The organism is Ruegeria sp. BE1 (genome assembly GCF_056538885.1).
In genome coordinates this window covers 17,370-40,081 of sequence record NZ_JBQFTY010000009.1, presented here as the reverse complement: position 1 = coordinate 40,081, position 22,712 = coordinate 17,370, and the positions used below count along the sequence as shown (strand labels likewise).

The window sequence follows — 22,712 nt, the reverse complement described above, 5'->3', positions numbered from 1 at the left end:
GGGGCGGCGAATTGACAGGCCCGCCACAGATTTTCCTTAGTCGCCGCGTAAGACGGCAGACAGGTATTTCAGATGACCGGGGATTTTCCGTTGGCAAGCATTTTGGCAGTCTTGTTGTCCATTCTTCTGGTGCTTGTTTTCATGGGGTGGCGCATCAGGGCGGTCTTTCGGACGATCCGGCGCGTGTATCGTGCCGAAGGGGCGGGTGACAAATGGGACGCCGTCGCCCGACATTTTCCCAATGATCCTGTGGATGAGGCGATCTCGCGCGCGGGCAGCGAACGACCTGCGCAGCAATCGCTGACGCGGCTGACCTTTCGCACGACACCGGGTCTGCTTGTCCTGATCGCTATTGCGCTGTTCAATGTATTCAACGTCTGCTTTTTCCAGCCCGAGCTTATGCCCGATGACCAGGTCTTCCCGGGTTTGGAGCCCGAGACGATACTTTGGATCAAGCTGTCGCTGGTCGGGCTTGTCATCTACACCCTGATTTTTCATCTGGTGAACACGGTGACGATCGATGGCGCCGAATTGGTCACAACCGGTTGGCGGTTTCAGCGGCGCTATTATGATTTGACCAAGCTGACAAAAATCAGCCTCAGACATCACGGGACCTATGTGCTGCGTTTTTCCGATGGGAAGACAGCGCGGATTCTGAAATATGTAACCGGACATGACGAACTGGTGCAGGTACTGGAAAGCAGGCTGGTCACCAATCAGGAGGGTACATGCCGGAACTCCCCGAGGTTGAAACGGTCCGCCGTGGGCTGACCCCCGCGATGGAGGGCGTGGTGATCGACTGCGCCGATGTGAACCGCCCTGATCTGCGCTGGCCGTTCCCCGACCGCATGGCCGAACGGCTGACCGGGCAGCGGGTGGACCGGCTGCGGCGGCGGTCGAAGTACATTCTGGCCGATCTCAGCAGTGGTGAGACCTTGCTGATCCATCTGGGTATGTCCGGGCGGATGACAGTCTCGGGCGATCCGCTGGGACAGTTTGTGCATGATCACCCGGCGGCGCAAAAGCATGATCATGTGGTGTTCCATATGGCCAATGGCGCGCGGGTCACGTTCAACGATCCGCGCCGGTTCGGGGCGATGGACCTGCTGCCCACCGCCACCGCCGAGCAGCATAAGCTGCTGTCGGTTCTGGGGCCCGAACCTTTGGGCAATGATTTTCACGAACAGCATCTGATCGATGCGTTCAAAGGCAAGAACACACCCGTAAAATCGGCGCTTCTGGATCAGGGAATCGTTGCCGGATTGGGCAATATCTACGTCTGCGAGGCGCTTTATCGCGCGGGCGTGTCGCCACGTCGCAAAGCCGGACAGATTTCTGCGGCGCGTGTGGCCGCATTGGTTCCGATCATCCGGCAGGTGTTGCAGGACGCAATTGAGGCGGGTGGCTCGTCCTTGCGCGATTTCCGCCAAGCCGATGGAGAACTTGGATATTTTCAGCACAGTTTCGATGTTTACGGGCGCGAAAATCAGCCCTGCAGAACCGAAGGATGCGGCGCGACCATCAAGAGAATCACCCAGTCCGGTCGCTCATCCTTCTATTGTGCGCAATGCCAAAGATAGCTTGATCCAGCTTTCCCGCGTGATAATGAATCGTACCTGAACGGAACAACCGGAAGCTTATACCTCATGGCTTTTGAGACGATCGTCGTCGAAATCGAAGACCACGTTGGGCTGATCAGGCTCGACAGACCGGACGCGCTGAATGCGCTGAACTCGCAACTGATCCAGGAATTGTGCACGGCGCTGGAAGAGGCCGACGCGAATGACAAGGTGCGCTGCATCGTCATCACCGGATCGGAAAAGGCATTTGCCGCAGGCGCCGATATCAAAGAGATGTCCGAGCTCAGCTTTGTCGACGTGTTCGACGGCAATTTCTTTGGGGATGTGAACGACCGGTTCAACGCCATCCGCAAGCCGATCATCGCTGCTGTCGCCGGATATGCGCTGGGCGGCGGGTGTGAGCTGGCGATGATGTGCGATTTTATCATCGCCGCCGACACCGCCAAGTTCGGCCAGCCCGAGATCAATCTTGGCGTCATCGCGGGCCTTGGCGGCAGTCAGCGCCTGACCCGTTTTGTCGGTAAGTCCAAATCGATGGATATGAACCTGACCGGCCGCTTCATGGATGCCGAAGAGGCCGAGCGCGCCGGGCTTGTCAGCCGCGTGGTCCCGGCCAAAAAGCTGATGGAAGAGACGATGGGCGCGGCCCAGAAGATCGCCGAGAAATCACAACTCAGCACAAAGGCCGCGAAAGAAGCTGTCAACCGCAGCTACGAAGTCACGCTGAGCGAGGGGCTGTTGTTCGAGCGCCGGGTCTTCCACGCGATGTTTGCGACCGAGGACCAGAAAGAAGGCATGGCGGCCTTCCTTGAAAAACGCGCGGCGCAGTTCCGCGACAAATAAGAAAGCCCGGGCTTTCGATACAGGCGGGCGCGGCCCGCCTTTTTTATGTCTGCGGCCCGGCGCAAAAGAATCGGCTTGGCAAACCCTGCAAACTTGGATAACTAGCGCCGCTATACATGCGCGTGCGGCCCGCTTGGCCCGACTCACACTCGTGATGCTGATCCGGTGCGGTTTATCCGTGACGCGCTTAACTCAACGTACCGAACGAAGGTCAGACTCACATGGCAAATTCGCCCCAGGCAAAAAAACGCGCCCGTCAGAACGACAAGCGCTTTGCAGTTAACAAAGCCCGCCGCTCGCGCATCCGCACCTACCTGCGCAAGGTAGAAGAAGCGATCGCATCCGGCGATAAAGAGGCGGCAACCGCAGCTCTGCGCGCTGCGCAGCCCGAACTGATGCGCGGCGTCACCAAAGGTGTCTTCCACAAGAACACAGCGTCGCGGAAAATGTCGCGCCTGTCGGCCCGCGTCAAAGCGCTGGGCTGATCCTGCAGGTTGACCCTTGGTCAGCCGACATGACTGCAAGCTGAAAGAGGGCGTCGCGTTCGGTGGCGCCTTTTTTTGTGGATGTTGCCGGAAAGCCGCGTCTTCACGAAGCCGAGAGATTCTTTCTGCCAAAGACCCGAGTCAACATCAGAGTTTCGTTGCCGTGCACGGCAGCCTCTTGTTACCACTAATTCAGCGATTCACTCGCTTGGGGGGACAGGCTGTTTCACGATCTGACTGACGGGCATCAGGACGGTCATGGAGCGAATGTCGGCGAACAGTCACTGCTTGTTTGCCGGTCTGCTGCAGGTCTTTGGGGGACCAAAGATCTTAGCCCTGTCGAAAATATGTTTGCGATGCGCAACCCGGCCGATACCGCGCCTGAAACAAGGCGTTTTTGACCGGGCAGTGCTGACCTTTTTGGGACAGTCCCGCCAGACCTCTGCGGTTTGGCGAATGGCTACCCTTTGCCGAGTGAACGCGAATAACCGGGAAACCGGAATTGGGTAATAAGGCTGAAAAGCCAATAAAGAATGGGATGCGTGAGGCGCTTAATGACACAAGAGAAATGGGGACTACTGCGTAACAAGCTGCTCAAGGCGATCGGAAAGAACAACTACACCACCTGGATTGAACCGCTTGAATTCCAGGATCTGCAGGATGGTGTTGCGACCTTTTCGGTGCCGACCAATTTCATGGGCAATTATGTGAGTCAGAACTTTGCCGATCTGATTCTGTACGAAATGAACACCGCCGGGGAATCGGTACAACGTCTGGCCTTTCGCGTTGCGGCCAATTCGCCCGTGCGTCCGACCGGCGATGCCGAAGCTGCTCCTACAGCGGCACCAAGCACGACACAGCCGAAACTGGTCGAGTCAGCAGAATCCTCAAGCAATGAGCTGGATTCGCTGCAGGCGGCCCCGCTGGATGCGCGCTTTACTTTTGACAGTTTCGTAGTCGGTAAGCCCAACGAACTGGCCCATGCCGCTGCGCGCCGCGTCTCGGAAGGTGGTCCCGTCACCTTCAACCCGCTGGTTCTGTATGGTGGCGTTGGCCTGGGTAAGACACACCTGATGCACGCCATCGCATGGGAGTTGAAGACCAAACGCCCTGATCTGAACGTGCTCTACCTGTCCGCAGAACAGTTCATGTACCGTTTCGTGCAAGCCCTGCGTGAACGTCGGATGATGGATTTCAAACATCTGTTCCGTTCGGTCGACGTGTTGATGGTGGATGACGTGCAATTCATCGCCGGCAAGGATTCCACGCAGGAAGAGTTCTTTCACACCTTCAATGCGCTGGTGGATCAGAACAAACAGATCATCATCTCGGCCGACCGTGCACCCGGTGAGATCAAGGATCTGGAAGACCGCGTAAAGTCGCGCCTGCAATGCGGTCTGGTTGTCGACCTGCACCCCACCGACTATGAGCTACGCTTGGGCATTCTGCAAAACAAGGTACAGCATTACAGCAGCACCTATCCCGACCTGACCATCGCTGACGGCGTGCTCGAGTTTCTGGCCCATCGGATCTCGACCAATGTGCGCGTTCTGGAAGGGGCGCTGACCCGTCTGTTCGCCTTTGCATCTCTGGTCGGTCGTGAGATCGATATGGAGCTGACGCAGGATTGTCTGGCGGATGTGCTGCGTGCGTCGGAACGCAAGATCAGCGTCGAAGAGATTCAGCGTAAGGTGTCCGAGTATTACAATATCCGCCTGTCGGATATCATTGGCCCGAAACGCCTGCGTTCCTATGCGCGTCCGCGCCAGGTTGCGATGTATCTGTGCAAGCAATTGACCAGCCGGTCTCTGCCCGAAATCGGTCGTCGTTTTGGCGGGCGTGACCACACCACGGTCATGCATGGCGTCAAGCGTATCGAAGAGCTGAAGACCACCGATGGTCAGATCGCGGAAGATGTGGAAATGCTGAGACGCGCGCTGGAGGCTTAAGACTTACCTCAAGCCGATCAGAAACGCCCCGGTGCCTCACGCCGGGGCGTTTTTGTGCGCTTTCCCCCACGGTTGCGCGTCAACTGTGGTTGCGCGGCCACGCGCCCCTTGACGCAACGGCCTTTCCGACCCAGAAAATCATAAAAAATCCTTGTGCCTCAGGGTGGAACCGCTAACGTGCCAGTCCCGCCCATTTCGGCACGCAAGTCAGAGGAATTGAGGGTATGAAGATCAGCATCGAACGCGGCACCCTTCTCAAGGCCGTTTCACAGGCCCAATCCGTTGTGGAACGTCGCAACACCATTCCGATACTGGCCAATGTGCTGATCGAGGCCGAAGGCGATCAGGCCATGTTCCGCGCCACCGATCTGGATATCGAGGTGGTCGACAAGGCCCCGGCGCAGGTCGAAAAAGCGGGCGCAACCACTGTGGCCGCCACAACCCTGCATGAGATCGTGCGCAAGTTGCCGGATGGGGCGCTGGTGACGCTGACCGCCGACAGTGCCGCGGGGCGTCTGACGGTTGAGGCGGGGCGGTCGAACTTCTCACTCGCGACCCTGCCGAAAGAGGATTTCCCGGTGATGGCGTCCTCGGAATATCAGTCGAACTTTACCGCCTCGGCTGCCTTGCTGCGCCGTTTGTTCGACAAGTCGAAATTTGCGATCTCGACCGAAGAGACGCGGTATTACCTGAACGGCGTCTACATGCATGTGGCCGATGGGTCCGAAGGCGGTAAAGTGCTGCGCTGTGTGGCCACCGACGGGCACCGTCTGGCGCGCATCGATGCGGACCTGCCCGATGGCGCGGCGGATATGCCGGGCGTGATTGTGCCCCGCAAGACGGTGGGTGAGCTGCGCAAGCTGCTGGATGATGACGAGATGGACATCGCAGTTTCGGTCAGCGAAACCAAAGTGCGCTTTGCCACGCCGGATATCACGCTGACTTCGAAGGTGATCGATGGCACCTTCCCTGATTACACCCGTGTGATTCCGCAGGGCAACACACGTCAGTTGGAAGTGGACGCCGCCGAATTCGCTCAGGCCGTGGACCGGGTGGCGACGGTTTCGTCCGAACGCTCGCGCGCGGTGAAACTGCAGCTGGATGCGGATAAGCTGGTTCTGTCGGTCAACGCACCCGATAGCGGCGCGGCTGAGGAAGAGCTGGCTGTGGCCTATGGCGATGAGCGGTTGGAGATCGGGTTCAACGCGAAATACCTGCTGGAGATTGCGTCGCAGGTGGATCGTGAAAACGCGGTGTTCCTGTTCAATTCAGCCGGTGATCCGACCCTGATGCGCGAGGGCAATGATCTCAGCGCGGTTTACGTCGTTATGCCGATGCGCGTCTGATCGCGCTGGCGCGCGATGCCTTCGGCGACCGTATTTTTGACAAGAAGAAGGGTGGGGTCATGGGATTGGCCCTGACTGCGCTTACGGTCTCGCATTTTCGGTCTCATAAGCTGGCACGATTGTCTTTGGACGGGCGGCCGGTGGCGATTCACGGGCCGAATGGGGCGGGGAAGACCAATATTCTTGAGGCGGTCTCGCTGTTTTCGCCCGGTCGCGGGATGCGGCGGGCCAGTGCGGCTGAGATGACGCGGCGGCCCGAGGCGCTGGGCTGGAAACTGACCGGGTTGCTGGCTACGCAGGGGCAAAATTTTGAGATCGAGACATGGTCTGAAGGCGGCGCGGCGCGGCAGGTTCGGATTGATGAGAAAGCCTCGAGCCAGATCGATCTGGGTAAACTGGCGCGTGTTGTGTGGTTGGTGCCCTCGATGGACCGGCTGTGGATCGAAGGGGCGGAAGGGCGACGACGGTTTCTGGATCGTATCGCGCTGAGTTTTGACCCCACTCACGCTGAGGCCTCGCTGACCTATGAAAAGGCGATGCGCGAGCGGAACCGTCTGCTGAAAGAGCAGGTGCGCGATGCGCATTGGTATGCCGCGTTAGAAGGGCAGATGGCTGAGACTGGCTATCGCATCCACGCGGCGCGTTTGGCGGCACTGGATCATTTGCGAGCTGCGCAGGACCAGGCTGAAACGGCTTTCCCATCGGCCGATCTGGAACTGGTACAGACTGAAGGGGCCATGCCGGACACGGCGGATGATCTGCGCGAGGCGCTGAACGAAAGCCGGTTTCGCGATCTGGCTGCGGGGCGGACTTTGGTCGGGCCGCACCGGTCGGACCTGTACGGTGTTTTCGCGGCCAAGGGTGTTCCGGCCAAGGATTGTTCGACCGGTGAGCAGAAAGCCCTTTTGGTATCGTTAATCCTGTCGAACGCTCGGGCACTGGCCGGGATGGTGGGTGCGCCACCGATCGTGTTGCTGGATGAGGTGGCCGCCCATCTGGATGCCGGACGGCGGGCAGCGCTCTATGATGAGATTTGTGCGCTGGGCGCGCAGGCCTGGATGACGGGCACCGGGCCTGAGCTGTTTTCAGAGCTTGGGGACCGGGCCCAGACGCTGATTGTGAATGACAGCGGTGAGGGCTCGGTCGTCGTTTAGGCGGGCTCGCCCACTTTACGTTCCCAAAGAAAGCCGCGCATCACCTCGTCGACCGGGGTTTGCGCCATGTGGTTTACGTAGTTCGACATGGTTTTCTGCGCCAGACCCAGCACCACGTCCAGAACGGCACGGTGCGAATAACCGGCGTCAAAGAAGGCTTGCAGCTGCTCCTCGGTCGGGTTTCCGCGGCTTTGCATCACTTGCAGGGTGAAGGTGCGCAGCGCCTCAAGCTTGGGGGACGGCAGCGGGGTTTCGTTGCGCAGCGCCTCGGTGATCTCGTCCGAGACCTTCATCATCTTGGCGATGCCGGTATGGGCGGGCACGCAATAGTGGCATTCGTTTTCCACGTTGATGGTCTGCCAGACAACGGTTTTCTCATCATTGTCGAAATCGGTCTGCAGGAACAGGCCGTGCAGAACCTGGTAGGCTTCCAGATGCTGGGGGCTTTCAGACATCACTTTGTGCAGACCGGGCAGGCGGCCAAAGGCGGCTTGCGACTTTTCCAGCAGCGGTTTGGATCCTTCCGGGGCGGATTCGAGGTCGTGGGACGGGAAGTTTGCCATGTCAAAACTCCTGTTTCTGGCGCGATGAGTCGTATTTAGGGTTTTTTGAGCGATCACTCAAGTATATATTTGAGTGAACGTTCAAGAATTGGTGAAATGATGCCCCGCAAACCCTCGTATGACCGTGATGCGTTGATCGCGCAGGCCCGCGACATTTTCTGGCGTCATGGCTGGGCCGGGACGTCGCTGAAGGATCTGGAGCGGGAGTTGAAGCTGAAGCCGGGCAGTTTCTATGCAGCCTTTGGGTCCAAGGACGCACTTTATGCGCTGGCGTTAGAGCGCTACGCGCAGGACGGCGTGGCCAATATGATGGCAATGGCGCAGGAATTGGGGTCCCTTGGGGCGCTCAAGGCGCAGCCGCTTCGGGTGATTGAGGCGTCGGAATTGCCGACCAAAGCCTGCATGCTGTCCAAGACCTATGCCGAGTTGCAAGCCCGCGATCACGATCTGGCCGGTCAGGCGCGCACGCATATGGTTGAGATGAAGGAATGCTTTGCAGACCTGTTTCGCCGCGCGCAAGCAGCCGGGGAAATCGGCCCGGATCACGACGCGGACCGGCTTGCCGCGCGGTATCAGTCTGACCTGTTGGGCTTGCGTCTGTCTGCCGAACGTGACGACGTGGATGCGGCGCAAATCGCCGAAGACATCGCGGCTGATCTGGATCGGCTCTGATCGGCCAAAATCGGCGGAGAATGACACAAAATGTTGGGGGAGCACGTGACATTCCCCACCAGAAAACGTATAAGTTACCAAAATAATATAGGTACTAACGGCATGTCCGAAGACGCACAGGCACCCCAGGAATACGGCGCTGATTCCATCAAAGTTCTCAAAGGCTTAGAGGCGGTTCGCAAGCGCCCCGGCATGTATATCGGGGATACGGACGATGGCTCGGGTCTGCACCACATGGTGTATGAGGTCGTGGACAACGGAATTGATGAGGCTCTGGCCGGTCACGCCGACCATGTCACCGTGAAAATTCACGCCGATTCCAGTGTCTCGGTCAGCGACAATGGACGCGGGATTCCGGTGGATATTCACCCGGAAGAGGGCGTCTCGGCCGCCGAGGTCATCATGACCCAGCTGCACGCGGGCGGTAAGTTCGACAGCAACTCGTACAAGGTATCGGGTGGTCTGCACGGTGTGGGTGTTTCCGTGGTGAACGCCCTGTCCGACTGGCTGGAGTTGCGCGTCTGGCGCAACGGCAAGGAGCATGTGGCGCGCTTTGAGGGCGGTGAGACGGCGGAACACCTGAAGGTGGTCCAGGACTGCGGCGACCGTACGGGAACCGAGGTGCGCTTTCTGGCCTCGACCGATACGTTCTCGAATCTGGAATACTCGTTTGAGACGCTGGAGAAACGCCTGCGCGAGTTGGCCTTCCTGAACTCGGGCGTGCGGATCATCCTGATCGACGAACGCCCTGCGGAACGGTTGGAAACCGAGCTGTTCTATGACGGCGGCGTCAAGGAATTCGTCAAATACCTTGATCGGTCGAAAACTCCGGCGATGCCCGAGCCGATCTATATCAAGGGTGAGCGCGACGACATCGGTGTCGAAATCGCGATGTGGTGGAATGACAGCTATCACGAAACGGTGCTGCCCTTTACCAACAACATCCCGCAGCGGGATGGCGGTACGCATGTGGCGGGCTTCCGGGGTGCTCTGACCCGGACGATCAACAACTATGCGCAATCCAGTGGGATCGCGAAAAAGGAAAAGGTCAGCTTTACCGGCGATGACGCGCGTGAAGGTCTGACCTGTGTTCTGTCGGTCAAAGTGCCCGACCCAAAATTCTCATCGCAGACCAAGGACAAGCTGGTGTCGTCCGAAGTTCGCCCTGCGGTCGAGGGTCTGATGAACGAAAAGCTGGCCGAGTGGTTCGAGGAGAACCCGAACGAGGCCAAGGGGATCGTCGGCAAGATCATCGAAGCCGCACTGGCGCGTGAGGCTGCCCGCAAGGCGCGCGAGTTGACCCGCCGCAAGACGGCGATGGATGTGAACTATCTGGCCGGTAAGCTGAAAGACTGTTCTGAGAAGGACCCGTCCAAGACCGAAGTTTTCCTGGTCGAGGGGGACTCGGCAGGTGGTTCCGCCCAGACGGGCCGGGACCGGCTGACTCAGGCTGTTCTGCCTCTGCGTGGGAAAATCCTGAACGTTGAGCGCGCGCGGTTTGACCGGATGCTGTCGAGCCAGGAAATCGGCAATCTGGTGATGGCGCTGGGCACCGGTATTGGCCGGGATGAGTTCAATATCGAAAAGCTGCGTTACCACAAGATCGTCATCATGACCGATGCCGATGTGGACGGTGCGCATATCCGGACCCTGCTGCTGACCTTCTTCTACCGCCAGATGCCGGAGCTGATCGAGGGCGGATACCTCTATATCGCGCAACCGCCGCTTTATAAGGTTTCACGAGGAAAGTCAGAGGTTTATCTGAAGGATCAGGCGGCGCTGGATGACTATCTGATCAATCAGGGGGTTGAAGGGGCCGTGCTGAAACTGGGTTCGGGCGAGGAAATCATCGGGCAGGACCTGACCCGCGTGGTGGATGAAGCGCGTCAGTTGAAACGCGTTCTGGACGCCTTCCCGACCCATTACCCGCGTCACATTCTGGAACAGGCCGCCGTCGCCGGGGCCTTCGTGCCCGGTGCCGTGGATGCCGACCTGCAAGGCGTGGCCGACAAGGTCGCCGCCCGTCTGGACCTGATCGCATTGGAATATGAACGCGGCTGGCAAGGCCGGATCACTCAGGATCACGGTATCCGTCTGGCGCGAATCCTGCGCGGCGTCGAAGAGGTCCGTACACTGGATGGCCCCATGCTGCGCTCGGGCGAGGCGCGCAAGACCGGCAGCTTCACCCAAAGCCTGCAAGAGGTCTACAACACTCCGGCCACGCTGGTTCGCCGTGACCGGATGCAAGCCATCCACGGCCCGCTGGACCTGTTGCGCGCCATTCTGGAAGAGGGCGAAAAGGGCCTGTCGCTGCAACGCTACAAAGGTCTGGGTGAGATGAACCCCGATCAGCTTTGGGAAACCACGCTGGACCCGGATGCACGTACGCTGTTGCAGGTGCGCGTGGACGATATGGTTGAAGCGGATGACTTGTTCACCAAGCTGATGGGCGACGTTGTGGAACCCCGCCGTGAATTCATCCAGCAAAATGCGTTGAGTGTTGAGAATCTGGATTTCTAAGGCTCGTTTGCGTCTTCACACCGCAGCGCAGCGGGCGCGAAGTGGACCGCGATGACGGTTGAGAGTTGATCTCGATAGTCACGCGGTGCGCTTAACAGTCATATGCTTCGCACAAGCCTTTGGGCCGCGATTAGTACCGGCGGTGCACGCTCTTTCCGATGGTTGCGGTTCTCTTCTTCCGACGCTCGCGCAAGAAGACAAACAATCCTGCCCCGAGGATCAGTGCGATACCAATTGCGACCGGCAGGTTTGGTAACTCTCCCCAGATCGCCCATCCCCAGAAAATTGCCAGCGGAAGGCCGACATATTCAAAGGGTGCCACCGTGGCGGCATCTGCCATGCGGTAGGCCTGACCAAGGCAGTACCCGATGACTGCAGAATTGAAACCGAGGCCCACAAACAGCCAGCGATCCGCCCCTTCGGGCCAGACCCAGGCCCGCAGCAAAAAGATCAGGCTTTCGTTTTCCACGTCGACCGCAAAGCGCCCGTCCCCTGCGATTGCCCAGAACAGCAAACTGACCACGATAAAACACGCCTGAATGTAAACGGCCATTGCCGACGCTTTGGATTTTGCGCCAAGGAAACGTGTGAGCACGTTGTTGAGCGCATAGGTAAACGCCGCGAGAACCGGCAAGGCATATACCAGCAGGCCGACCTGACGCGCATCGCCGGCCTCCCAAGGTCGGGTCATGATCACGACGCCCAGAAACCCGACCAGCACGGCACCTATCCGCATGGGCCCAACTTTTTCTCCAAGTACAGGGATGCTGAGCAAGGTGATCATCAAAGGGGCGACGAAGAACACCGCCGTGGCCTCTGCCAGCGGCAAGACGGCCAGCGCCGTGAAAAATGTCAGGTTTGCCACAACAATCAGCAAACCGCGCAACAGGTGAAGGCCCGGCTGGTCCGTTTTCAGGATGCGCCAGCCACCCTCCACCTGTACCAGGGCTAAGCTGAACCCAATTCCGATCAGCGATCTTGTGAAAACCATCTGGTGTAGGGGGTAGCCGCCAGACAGGAATTTGATCAGCATGTCGTTGATCGAAATCGCCAGCATTGCGATCAGCACGAACGCAATGCCGACAGTTGGATTTTGCAGCTTTGGTTGCGCGGTCATGACGTACCCTTTCAAATCGCCACTAACACGGAGGATTGAGCGCGCCTATGTCTTTTTTTCCACCCTTGGCAATCTGGCCCGCGTCCGATTTCGCCCGTCTTTCCTTACGGTTCGCCTTGGGTCTGGCGCGCGTTTGTAAAACGTGACACACCCTTGGGGCAGATATGGTTCGGGTTGGGGTGCAGACATGAACGATGTCTCTGACGTGGCAGAGGGCTATCCGAGGCGGTCGCTTGCCGTAGCGTTCGCCATCGGAATCGCCTTGATGATCATCCTTTCGGTGTTTTTGTATCTGTCGCGCGAAACCAGCGACCGTATCGGTGACATGCGGCAATCCTGGCAAAGCTATTCCGCAGACACCACGCCCCGAGGATACTGGATTTCCGATATCCGTGCGGATTTCGGTTATGGTGGCCTGATCCACAATTTCAAGAACTACGTGCTGCGGCAGGATACAGGCTTCAGCCCGATCCTGCGCCAGCAATCCAGCCGCTTGCTGGCGACCATCCAGGCCTATCGGAACTCTTCGCCGTCTCAGCGTGAATTGGAAGCGCTGGACCAGATCGAAGCCGTCGCGTTGGAGTATACCAACAACATCGCCTTGATTGAGGCCGGGATTGCCGAAGGGCAAAGCGCGGAACAGATAGATGCCCGTGTGCGTGTCGATGATCGTGCGGCGCTGGCTGCCTTGGCCACGTTGGAAAGCCTGTGGGTCGAAGAGCGTGATCGCAGCCTATCGGGAATGGTCCGGGCGTTTTCCGATGGCGGAAGGCTGGTGCGGAATTTTTCGGTTGTGTTGGTTGGGCTCATCATTCTGGTTGGTGTGATTGCCGTTCTGACCACGCTGCTGATTTCCAATATTCTGCGTACGAACCGGAGTCTCAAGACTGAACTGGCCCTGCGCGAACAGGTCGAACTGGCTGAGCGCAAGCTGGCCCGCGCGGTCGAGCAAAGCCCCGCGTCGATCCTGATTACGGATACAGACCTGAAAATCGAATATGCCAACCGCAAGTTCTTTGATCTCAGCGGATACAGTGCAGATGAGGTTTATGGACACTCACCGAAGATGCTGCAATCCGGGCATTCGGGGCAGGGGCTGTATTCTGACCTGAAAGACAGGCTCAAGCGCGGTCAAAGCTGGTATGGCGTGTTTCGCAACCTGCGCAAGGATGGCACGCATTATTGGGTTTCGACCGCGATTTTTCCGCTGGTCGATCAGAATGGGTCGGTCACTCATTACATCGGGATCGGAGAGGACATCACTGAAACCCGCCGCACCCGCGAACAATTTGCACAGGTGCAAAAGATGGAGGCGGTCAGCATCCTGGCCGGTTCGGTCGCGCATGATTTCAACAACGTTCTGATGAGCGTTATCGGCAACGCGGACCTGATCGAACTGGATGCCGAGGGCAACGCGGATATTCAGACCTCGGTCAGTCATATCCGCATCGCTGCGCGTCGGGCGCAGGCGCTGGTGCGCAAAATGCTGACCTTTGCGCGGCAACGCCCCCGCAACCCGCAGCGCAGCGATCTGGTGAAAGCCACGCAAGAGGCGCTGGACCTGATCAAGGTTTCCGCCCCGCCCAGCATAGAAACGCGGTTTGACGTGGACATAGATGCCGCCTTTTCGGAATTCGACGGAACGCTTTATTTTCAGACTTTGCTGAACCTTTGCCACAACGCGTTTGAGGCGATGGGCGATACTCAGGGCGAGGTGGTTCTGCGCATCAGCCGGGCCGGGGATGACGCGCTGGATGATCTGCCGGATGAGGCCATCGGCGTGGTCCGTCTGGATGTCACCGATACTGGGCCGGGCATGAGCGAAGAAGTACAGCAAAAAGTGTTCGAGCCGTTCTTTTCGACAAAGCCGGTGGGCAAGGGCACCGGGCTTGGCCTGGCCATCGTGCATAACAGCGTCGAGGAATCCCATGGCCGGGTCGAACTGTTTTCGGAACCGGGCAAAGGCACCCGGTTCAGCCTGTTCTATCCGTTGATGCCCGAACTGAGCCAGCAGGAACAGGCCGAGATCGCCTCGGTCGCGGGGACCGAGCATGTTTTGTTGGTGGATGATGACGAAAACGTCCTTTTCGTCACGCGCAAATTGCTGACGCGCTATGGCTATCGGGTCGAGGCCTATTCCGACCCTCTCAAGGCGCGGGCGGCATTCCAAGATGCGCCTGACAGCTATGATGTCATCGTGACCGACCTCAAGATGCCGGGCCTCATGGGCACCGAATTGATCGAGTCGGCCCGGGCCGTCCGAGGGGACGTTCCGGTGATTCTGATCAGCAGCTATTTCGATGACATGGAAAAGATGTCAAACGCCAGCAATTTAGTCATCGCGCAAAAGCCTTTGGAAATACAGCAGCTTGCAAGGTTTATCCGCAGATCAATCCTGTAGGATCGTAACATTTCTTAACATCTCTTCACGCTCTTTAACCTGGATCAAATCATCACGAAACAACTGCCCCTTACGGTTCGCTTAGCCGGTCCTCGGCCAACCGAGAGATCGGAATAGCGAAAAAGGGGCTTTTAGATGATGACCAAAGCCAGAACATGGTTCTCGGCGCTGTCGACAGTTTCATTGCTGACGATGTGCGCTGCGTTACCGGTTCACCAGGCCCAGGCGGACGAGCCGGGCCCGGTAGAAGCCATAGAGTTCGATCCAGCCAAGGCGGCCCTTGGCAAACGACTTTTCTTTGATCCGCGACTGTCGGGAGACGCTGCGCTGTCCTGTGCCAGTTGCCACCAGCCGGAAAACGGGTTCACCGACGGGCAGGCCCTGTCGGATGCCTATACCGGCAACCTGCATTTCCGCAACGTGCCGACGCTGATCAACAGCGCCAAGCGCGAGGCATGGTTCCATGACGGGCGCATAGGCACCAACCTGAATGACGTGACCCGCGAAAGCATCACCGAGACCTATTCCATGAACATGGACATGCGCCTGATGCAGGAACGCATCAAGCAGGATCCGGTCTATGTCGAGATGTTCGAGGCCGCCGGATTTGGCGAGCCGTCGAATGGCGGTGTCCGCAACGCGATCCCGGAATATCTGAAAACGCTGATCTCGCGCGGTGCTCCGTTTGACACCGGCGAAATGTCGGAAGAGGCCAAAGCCGGCTATGAGCTGTTCAATGCCAGCGGCTGCAACTCGTGCCATTCGGGCGAACGGTTCACCGATGACCTGCCGCACAATATCGGCGTGGGCGACAACCCCGACATCTGGGCGGACCCGACACGGCACATCACCTTCGTGACCATGATGAAGTTCCTGGGCGTCGAGAATTACATGAACCTGCGCGCCGATCCGGGGGCTTACATCCGCACCCATACGGATGACACGTTCGGCACCTTCATGACCCCCACCCTGCGCGAGCTGACCTATACCGCGCCGTATATGCACAACGGCACGCTGGAAACGCTCGAAGACGTGGTGGCTTTCTACAACGCCGGTGGCGGCGATGATGAGAACAAGGATCCGCGCATCAAGCCACTGAACCTTTCCGAGACCGAGCAAGCACAGCTGGTGGCCTTCCTTAAGGCGCTGTCCGGCGAGCCGCTGACCGGGCCCGAATTCGTCGCCGAAGAGATCGATACGGACTATGCGCCGATCGAAAACTGGCGCGAAACGACAAACTGAGGAGTGGACCCATGAAAGACCTTAAGTCTTACCTTTCAGGCACAATCGCCACCGCTGCTCTGGTTGCCGCCCTTGGTTCGCATGCCTTTGCAGAAACCAGCATGGAGATTGAGGCCGGTATCGGCGGGGCAGACCCCGACCCTGATGCGCCGCTGGTGGCGTTGGGTGAACCGCCCATCCCGCTGGACAACCCGCAGACCGAGGCCAAGATCGAACTGGGCAAGATGCTGTTCTTCGATCCGCGTCTGGGTGGGAATGAGACGACACCCTGTTCGGCCTGTCACCTGCCCGATGTGGGCTGGGACGTCGAAGCGCCGATCTCGTTCGGCTATCCGGGCACGACCCACTGGCGCAATAGCCAAACCATCGTGAACTCGGCCTATTACGGAAAACTGTTCTGGGCGGGTTCCAGCAAAAGCCTTGAAAGCCAGGCCAAATCCGCTGCAGGCGGCGCAGTCGCCGGCAACGGCGAGGCCGACATGATGGAGGCGCGTCTGGCCTTTGTCCCCGAATATGTCGAACGGTTCAACGATGTCTTCGGTGATCAGTGGCCGCGCATCAGCAACGCGTGGCGGGCCATCGCTGCGTTTGAACGCACCATCGTTCAGACCGACACGCCCTTCGACAACTATCTGCGCGGGGATGATGCGGCGCTGACCGACGAACAGAAACGCGGGTTGGAGCTGTTTACCGGCAAGGCGCAATGTTCCGAATGCCACAACGGCGCGCTGCTGTCGGATGAGAAGTACTACAACACCGGCGTTCCGCCCTATAGCGGCTGGGAAGATGACGGTCTGGCGCAGATCACCTTCCGGTATGAGCTGTATTCCAAAGGCTCGACCGAGGATTTCTATCGCCACACCAAGGACGACCCCGGCTTCTATTTCCGCACCAAGGAAAAGGCCGATCTGGGCAAGTTCCGCACGCCGAGCCTGCGCTACACCCTCTATACCGAACCCTACATGCATAACGGCATGTTGGAGACGCTTGAGGATGTGGTCGAGTTCTACAACCAGGGCGGCGGCGAGAATGAATTCGCAGCAACCAAATCCGATCTGATCCAGCCGCTTGGCCTGAACGATCAGGAAAAGGCGGATCTGGTGGCCTTCCTGAAATCCCTGTCCGGTGACGAGATTCTGGTCGAAGAACCTGATCTGCCGGATTACCAGCCGCTTTCTGCGGTTGCAGCAGAGGAGTAAGCGTCATGAAAGATCATAACGCAACCGGATGCAGTTGTACGGGTGAGGCCAAGAAGGCCTGCACCGTGAACCGCCGCCAGTTCCTGTTTGCCTCGGGTGCCACGACCTTTGCCGTGATGGTGGCCATGCCCACCCGCCACGGTCAGGCCGAACAGGTGCCCGCATTGGTATCGACCTATCCGCGCAAGCTGATCGGCAAACTGTCCGAACTGGAACAGGATGTCCCGGTCGAGTTCTACTACCCGGATGAAGGCGACTATTCGGACTCGATCCTTGTGAAAACCGGCGTGGAAAGCGGCGGCGGCATTGGTCCGCAAAAGGATGTTGTGGCCTTCAACCTCACCTGCACCCACCAGGGCGGGTCGATGTATGACAGCTACAAGCCGGAACATAAGGTGCTGGGCCCGTGCCCGCTGCACCTGTCCACCTATGACGTGACACGGCACGGCATCCTCGTTTCGGGGCAAGCCTATCAGTCACTGCCGCAGGTCCTTTTGGAACTGGACGGCGATGACATCTATGCCGTTGGCATGTTCGGCCTGATCTACGGCCGCTACGACAACCTCATTGCATAAGGGAAACGGAATCATGGCAACCCCGTATTACGTACCCGAAACCAACGTCCCGCTGCCGCCCAAAGGGGCCGAGGTCATCTCGACCGCCTGCGACTACTGCATCGTGGCCTGTGGTTACAAAGTCTACCGCTGGCCCGTGACGGCCAAGCCCGGTGGCCCCACCGCGGACGAAAACGCCTTTGGCGAGGATTTCCCCGTTGCACCCTTGGGTGCATGGGTCGCGCCGAACCAGCACAATATCGTTCTGCACAAAGGTCAGCCGCACCACGTCGTCATCATTCCTGACAAGGACACGCAATACGTTAACACCGACGGCGACAGTTCCTTGCGGGGCGGGTGTATCGCGCAGAAATGCTATAACCCGCAGACACCGACGCGTGACCGTCTGAAGACGCCGTTGATGCGGATCTATGGCACGCTGATGCCTGTTCCGTGGGATCTGGCGCTGGATGTGGCGGCTGAGGTGGGCAACCACGTCATCGCCAAGCACGGCACCAATGCCTATGGCGTGAAAACCTTCAGCTATCAGTATATCGAGAACACCTATGCGATCTCGAAATACGCGCTGCGCCATATCAACACCGCGAACTTCACCTTCCACGACACGCCGTCTGACGTGACCTCGACCCCCGGTTTCCGGGATGCGGGTTTCGACAACTTTGGCCCGTCCTACGAAGACTGGCGGGATGCGGAAACCCTTCTGGTTTGCGGTACCGACCCGTATGAGACCAAGACCATCCTCTATACCCAGTGGATGATGAAGGGGATGCAGAACGGTCAGAAGGAAATCTACCTGATCCCGCGCCGGTCTGCCGGTGTGGCCCATGCTGAAAAGATGGGCGGTCTGCATATCGACGTTCTGCCCGGCACTGACCTGCTGGTCGTCAACGCCATCGCCCGCGTTATCGTGGAAAATGGCTGGGAAGACAGCGACTGGATCAAGAAATGGGTCAACAACAAGTGGGAAAGCTCCTCGGGCTTCGGTCAGGGTACCCGGAACACGCCATGGCAGTGGCGCACGACCTGGGGCAAGTTCCAGACCAAAGGCTTTGAAGACTGGAAAGAGTGGCTGCTGTCGCAAGACGAGTTCTCGCCCGAGAACGCAGCCGCCATGGCCGAAATCGACGTGCAGAAAATCTATACTGCCGCCGAATGGCTGGCCAAACCCAAGGCGGATGGCACCCGGCCCAAAACCTCGGTCATGATCGAGAAAGGGTTCTACTGGTCCAACAACACCGGCAACACACAGGCGATCTCGGCTCTGGGCATCATCTGTGGCTGTGGCGGTCGTCCGGGTCAGGTCATTGGCCGGGCCGGTGGTCACCAGCGGGGCGGCGTGAAAGGCGGGAAATATCCGCGCAACAAATCGCCCGAGAAACTGCCCGGTCGCCGTCGCCGCGCCATGGATACCGACCGGTATCTGATCGCAGGTCATACCCGTATGGCCCACGTGATCGGCACCACTTGGATCCAGTCCATGTGCGGCAGCCAGCAACTGGCCGACAAGTTCGAGGAACTGACCGTCCGCAACCCGCACCAGATCGCCTCTTTCGACAAGCAAGAGATGATCGACACGCTGAAGGCCCGCGCCGACAGCGGCGGTATGGTGGTGATCAACCAGGATATCTATCTGCAGGACCCGATCGGCAACCGCTACGCCGACATCGTGTTCCCCGCAGCCACCTGGGGTGAAGAGGACTTCCTACGCGCCAACGGCGAACGTCGTCTGCGTCTGTACCAGAAGTTCTATGATGCCCCCGGTGCGGCCAAGCCCGACTGGTGGATCATCGCGCAGCTGGCACAGCGGATGGGCTTTGACGGGTTCGACTGGCAGAACTCGAACGAAGTCGCGGAAGAGGCCGTGCGCTTTACCCGCGGGTCGCGCAAGGACTTCCACGCGGTGTTCCGTCTGGCCAAGGCCGAAGGCAAGGGCCTGCATCAGAAGGTCCGTGAATTCGGAACGGATGGGGTGCAATGCCCGGTCATGCTGGATGCCGATGGGGTCACGCTGATTGAAACCAAGCGTCTGCACGACACAACCCGCGAACTGCCCGATACCGGTGCAGCCGGAGCGGATGTGTTCAACAAGAAGCTGACGCATTTCAACAGCCAGACCGGCAAATGCAACATCCAGAAATCGCCGTGGAACCTGTTCTCGGACTATTGGGAATGGTTGAAACCCAACAAGGACGAAGGCGAGTTGTGGGCGACCTCTGGTCGGATCAACGAACGCTGGCAGTCCGGCTTCGACGACCGCCGCCGCCCGTATATCGTGCAGCGCTGGCCGGAGAACTGGGTTGAAATCCACCCCGATGATGCGGCCGAACGTGGCATCGAAAGCGGCGACTATGTGATGGTCTATTCGGAACGTGTTCCGGGCAACAAGACCACGCTGCTGGGTGTGGAAGGCGATGACTTCCAGTTCTCGAAACTGATGGAGAACGGGCATATCGAATTGACCAAAGCGGCGATCACCGCTGTGGCCATGGTCACGCCCGCCATCAAGAAAAGCGTGGTCTACATGGACTTCCTGCACATGCAGCAGCCCGCGAACGCGCTTGAGGGCCGGATCGTCGACTGGATCAGCGGCAACTACAACTACAAGATGGGCGTTGCCAAGCTGCGCAAACTGGGGCCGAGCCCCTACAAGACCTCGTTCCGCACGATGTCCTTCGCGCCGCGTGACATTGCCTGACGCGTTTCCGGGGGGCGATCGCCATGCTGCCCCTCGGGTCTGGCCCCACTGCAGAAGGGGTCACGAGCCGGTCCCCCGGTTCATTGGAAGGCAGGCTTCGGTTGGGAAACCTGCCTTCCACTTTCACCCAACCTTTCCCAACGCAAAACATGGCAGACCCGATATGAACATGCATTCCGATACCGCCCTGCGAGATGAGGCCACCAGCCTGTTCTCGGACTACGCAAAATCCGACTATGATGTGATCCGCCTGCGCGCCATTCAGGCCCTGACCGCCATTGGCGCGGCCAACAGCCCCGCACTGGTCGAGGCGTTGCTGGATGACGACGAAGATGTCCGTCAGGACGCGGCGCAGGCGCTGGGCGCGCTGGGCGTTCAGGGCGCTGCACCGCAACTGCTGGAAAACCTGATCCACGATCCCTGTGGCGAGGTGAAGCTGGCCTGTGTCACCGCGCTGGCCGAGTTGAAAGTTGAAGATGCCGCGCCTTACCTGCGCACCCTTGTCACAGGACGCGGCGAGGACATCACGTGGGATGAGGATGAGCTGCATCAAGACGAATGGGACGACTGGCTGGACACGCAGATCGCCGCAATCAAGGCGCTGGGTCGCATGGGCGACGCGGCCGCGATTGAACCCATCGTCATGGCCCTGATGGACGAAGACGGGCAGGAGCTGGGCGATGTCGCCTGTGAGGCGCTGGGCCGGATCGGCCAGCCCGCCGTGCCGACGCTGGGTGTGTTCACCCAATCCTCGAACCGCCGCCTGCGCCACCGCGCGTTACGTACCTTGGCTTCAATTGGTGGAGCGGAGGCCGAAGCCATCCTGCGCAAAGCCACCACCGACAAGGACGGCGCGGTACGCCTGATCGCTTATGAGGCGCTGATGCCGGGTGATGCAGCCCTGGTCGAACAGGCGCTGACCGACGGGGTCGAGGGCATTCGCATTGCGGCGCTGGAACAGGCCGGTTTCTCGGAACCCGAACTGCTGGACCGCATGATGCGCGACCCCGGTGCCAAGGTTCAGTTGGCATTGCTTGACCGGCTGGATCGCGCCACGCCGATAACGGACCAAGAAGACCTGCGCTGGCAGGTGCTGGATTTCCTGGCCACCGGCCAACAACCCGAAGTGTCTGCTCAGGCGCTGGGCCTGCTGGCGGCGCTGGCCCCGGAACTGGTGGCCGACCGCCTGAACGCGCTGTTCTCGGTCGATGCGGATGACCTCAAGGCCGAGCGTATCCAATGGGCCATCGTCGATGCGCTGGCGACCTCGCCCCTGCGCGAAGCGGCGGAGTGGCTGCAACGCGCCTGCCGATCGCCCTTCCGGTCGGTGCGGCTGAAGGCCATCGCGTCGCTGGCGATGATCGTCACCGATACGGACCGCCTGCATGTGAACCAGCAACAGGGCCGCGAATTGCTGCTGTCCTTCGCACTGGCCCCGATGCCCTTGGCGACCGACGAGGAACCCGCAGACACCCCACAAACCGACATCGCCGCGCTGGAAGAGGCCGGGCTGGATGTCTCGGACGGGGGCGAGAACGGACCGACCTCCAGCCTTGGCGCGATCCTTGGCCATGACGCCATCGCCGCCGAGATGACGCAGGAAGCGCAAGAGGATGAGGTTCTGCCCCTGACCCCGCGCGAACAGGCACTGCTGGCCAAGGCGACCCGCCACCCCAAACGCCGTCGCGTGGCACTGGACGACGATGCTGATGCGCTGCAGCGCGAAACCCGCATGTCCGCCATCCGCTTGCTGGGCGAGGTGAAGGGCATGCAGATCATGCTCGCCCAGATCGCACAGGACCCCGAGACCGAGATTGCGCAGCAGGGCTTCTCGGCACTGGCCGCAGCGGTCACCCGCAACCGCGCGGAGCTGGAACAGGAGCAATTGGTTGATCTCATCACCAAGGGCCTCTCGCACACGGATTCCGCCCTTTCCCTGCAAGCACTGAAACTGCTGCAACAGGCCGATTTGCCGCCGCAGGACGCGCTGCGCGGCAAGCTGCGCGCGATGCTGAAAACCGGCGATACCGCATTTCGCATCGACGCCATGCACATCCTGACCAGATGGGACGGCACCCCCGATGTGGCGCGCAGCCTGCTGGACGATGTTTCTGCCCCCGTGCGGCAGGCAGCGATGCGCCTGTTGTCGGAAACCGCGCCTGATCAGGCCGGGGCCGCCATCGTGCCCTTCCTTCTGGCCAACCCCGAGCAGCGGATCGTGACCTATGTCAAGGACAGCACGCCCGCAGTGGTGTCCATTGGCCGCCAGTTGCTGACCGAGTTGCGCGACGAAGATCGCCGCGCGCAATGGCCGGTGATGATAGGCGCATTGGCTGACTTGCTGGGGGAACCATCGCGGGCGGTCTGACAC

At 59.5% G+C, this 22,712-nt stretch carries 17 protein-coding genes; 15 read left to right on the top strand and 2 right to left on the bottom strand.

The window, feature by feature from the left end; genetic code table 11:
- Nucleotides 1–114: 114 nt before the first annotated feature.
- The 7 genes from ACR0J5_RS19740 (at nucleotide 115) to recF (ending at nucleotide 7,357) form a co-directional block, all read left to right on the top strand.
- Entirely contained in the window at nucleotides 115–771 is a 657-nt protein-coding gene (locus tag ACR0J5_RS19740) for a hypothetical protein (protein ID WP_480656462.1), read from the top strand.
- A complete protein-coding gene (mutM, locus tag ACR0J5_RS19735) occupies nucleotides 729–1,580 on the top strand; it encodes a bifunctional DNA-formamidopyrimidine glycosylase/DNA-(apurinic or apyrimidinic site) lyase (protein WP_480656461.1) in 852 nt (283 codons plus the stop codon). Before ACR0J5_RS19740 ends, mutM begins: the two co-directional genes overlap by 43 nt.
- Before the next feature lie 66 nt (nucleotides 1,581–1,646).
- Nucleotides 1,647–2,423: an enoyl-CoA hydratase gene (locus ACR0J5_RS19730; protein WP_480656459.1), complete on the top strand. Its 777-nt coding sequence runs from the start codon at nucleotides 1,647–1,649 to the stop codon at nucleotides 2,421–2,423.
- Nucleotides 2,424–2,644: 221 nt separating this feature from the next.
- A complete protein-coding gene (gene rpsT, locus ACR0J5_RS19725; RefSeq protein ID WP_480656457.1) occupies nucleotides 2,645–2,908 on the top strand; it encodes a 30S ribosomal protein S20 in 264 nt (87 codons plus the stop codon).
- A 554-nt stretch (nucleotides 2,909–3,462) separates the two neighbouring features.
- A complete protein-coding gene (gene dnaA / locus ACR0J5_RS19720) occupies nucleotides 3,463–4,857 on the top strand; it encodes a chromosomal replication initiator protein DnaA (RefSeq protein WP_480656455.1) in 1,395 nt (464 codons plus the stop codon).
- 224 nt (nucleotides 4,858–5,081) lie between these two features.
- Entirely contained in the window at nucleotides 5,082–6,203 is a 1,122-nt protein-coding gene (dnaN, locus tag ACR0J5_RS19715; RefSeq protein WP_170491164.1) for a DNA polymerase III subunit beta, read from the top strand.
- Nucleotides 6,204–6,262: 59 nt separating this feature from the next.
- Nucleotides 6,263–7,357: a DNA replication/repair protein RecF gene (gene recF / locus ACR0J5_RS19710; RefSeq protein WP_480656453.1), complete on the top strand. Its 1,095-nt coding sequence runs from the start codon at nucleotides 6,263–6,265 to the stop codon at nucleotides 7,355–7,357.
- Here recF and ACR0J5_RS19705 read toward each other — a convergent pair.
- Nucleotides 7,354–7,920 carry a carboxymuconolactone decarboxylase family protein gene (locus ACR0J5_RS19705; RefSeq protein WP_480656451.1) on the bottom strand — a complete coding sequence of 189 codons (567 nt, stop codon included), beginning with the start codon at nucleotides 7,918–7,920 and terminating at the stop codon, nucleotides 7,354–7,356. The two genes, recF and ACR0J5_RS19705, sit on opposite strands and share 4 nt — an antisense overlap.
- Before the next feature lie 99 nt (nucleotides 7,921–8,019).
- On the opposite strand from ACR0J5_RS19705, the gene ACR0J5_RS19700 reads away from it, so the two are divergent.
- Nucleotides 8,020–8,592, top strand: coding sequence for a TetR/AcrR family transcriptional regulator (locus ACR0J5_RS19700; RefSeq protein WP_480656449.1), 573 nt, complete (start codon nucleotides 8,020–8,022; stop codon nucleotides 8,590–8,592).
- A gap of 102 nt (nucleotides 8,593–8,694) precedes the next feature.
- On the top strand, nucleotides 8,695–11,112 hold the full coding sequence (gyrB, locus tag ACR0J5_RS19695) for a DNA topoisomerase (ATP-hydrolyzing) subunit B (protein ID WP_480656447.1): 2,418 nt from the start codon (nucleotides 8,695–8,697) through the stop codon (nucleotides 11,110–11,112).
- A 130-nt stretch (nucleotides 11,113–11,242) separates the two neighbouring features.
- On the opposite strand, the gene ACR0J5_RS19690 is transcribed toward gyrB, so the two are convergent.
- Nucleotides 11,243–12,229, bottom strand: a complete 987-nt coding sequence (locus ACR0J5_RS19690; protein ID WP_480656445.1) for a DMT family transporter — start codon at nucleotides 12,227–12,229, stop codon at nucleotides 11,243–11,245.
- Nucleotides 12,230–12,416: 187 nt separating this feature from the next.
- On the opposite strand from ACR0J5_RS19690, the gene ACR0J5_RS19685 reads away from it, so the two are divergent.
- The 6 genes from ACR0J5_RS19685 to ACR0J5_RS19660 all read left to right on the top strand — a co-directional run bounded on the left by ACR0J5_RS19685 (nucleotide 12,417) and on the right by ACR0J5_RS19660 (nucleotide 22,709).
- On the top strand, nucleotides 12,417–14,630 hold the full coding sequence (locus ACR0J5_RS19685; protein WP_480656443.1) for a two-component system sensor histidine kinase NtrB: 2,214 nt from the start codon (nucleotides 12,417–12,419) through the stop codon (nucleotides 14,628–14,630).
- 138 nt (nucleotides 14,631–14,768) lie between these two features.
- A complete protein-coding gene (locus ACR0J5_RS19680) occupies nucleotides 14,769–15,872 on the top strand; it encodes a cytochrome-c peroxidase (RefSeq protein WP_480656441.1) in 1,104 nt (367 codons plus the stop codon).
- A gap of 11 nt (nucleotides 15,873–15,883) precedes the next feature.
- Nucleotides 15,884–17,071 (top strand): cytochrome-c peroxidase, encoded by a 1,188-nt coding sequence (locus tag ACR0J5_RS19675; RefSeq protein ID WP_480656439.1) that lies wholly within the window; start codon nucleotides 15,884–15,886, stop codon nucleotides 17,069–17,071.
- A 5-nt stretch (nucleotides 17,072–17,076) separates the two neighbouring features.
- Nucleotides 17,077–17,646 (top strand): arsenate reductase (azurin) small subunit, encoded by a 570-nt coding sequence (locus tag ACR0J5_RS19670; protein ID WP_480532654.1) that lies wholly within the window; start codon nucleotides 17,077–17,079, stop codon nucleotides 17,644–17,646.
- Between the two features lie 13 nt (nucleotides 17,647–17,659).
- Nucleotides 17,660–20,341 (top strand): arsenate reductase (azurin) large subunit, encoded by a 2,682-nt coding sequence (locus ACR0J5_RS19665; RefSeq protein ID WP_480656437.1) that lies wholly within the window; start codon nucleotides 17,660–17,662, stop codon nucleotides 20,339–20,341.
- A gap of 169 nt (nucleotides 20,342–20,510) precedes the next feature.
- Entirely contained in the window at nucleotides 20,511–22,709 is a 2,199-nt protein-coding gene (locus ACR0J5_RS19660; RefSeq protein WP_480656435.1) for a HEAT repeat domain-containing protein, read from the top strand.
- The last annotated feature ends 3 nt before the right edge of the window (nucleotides 22,710–22,712 follow it).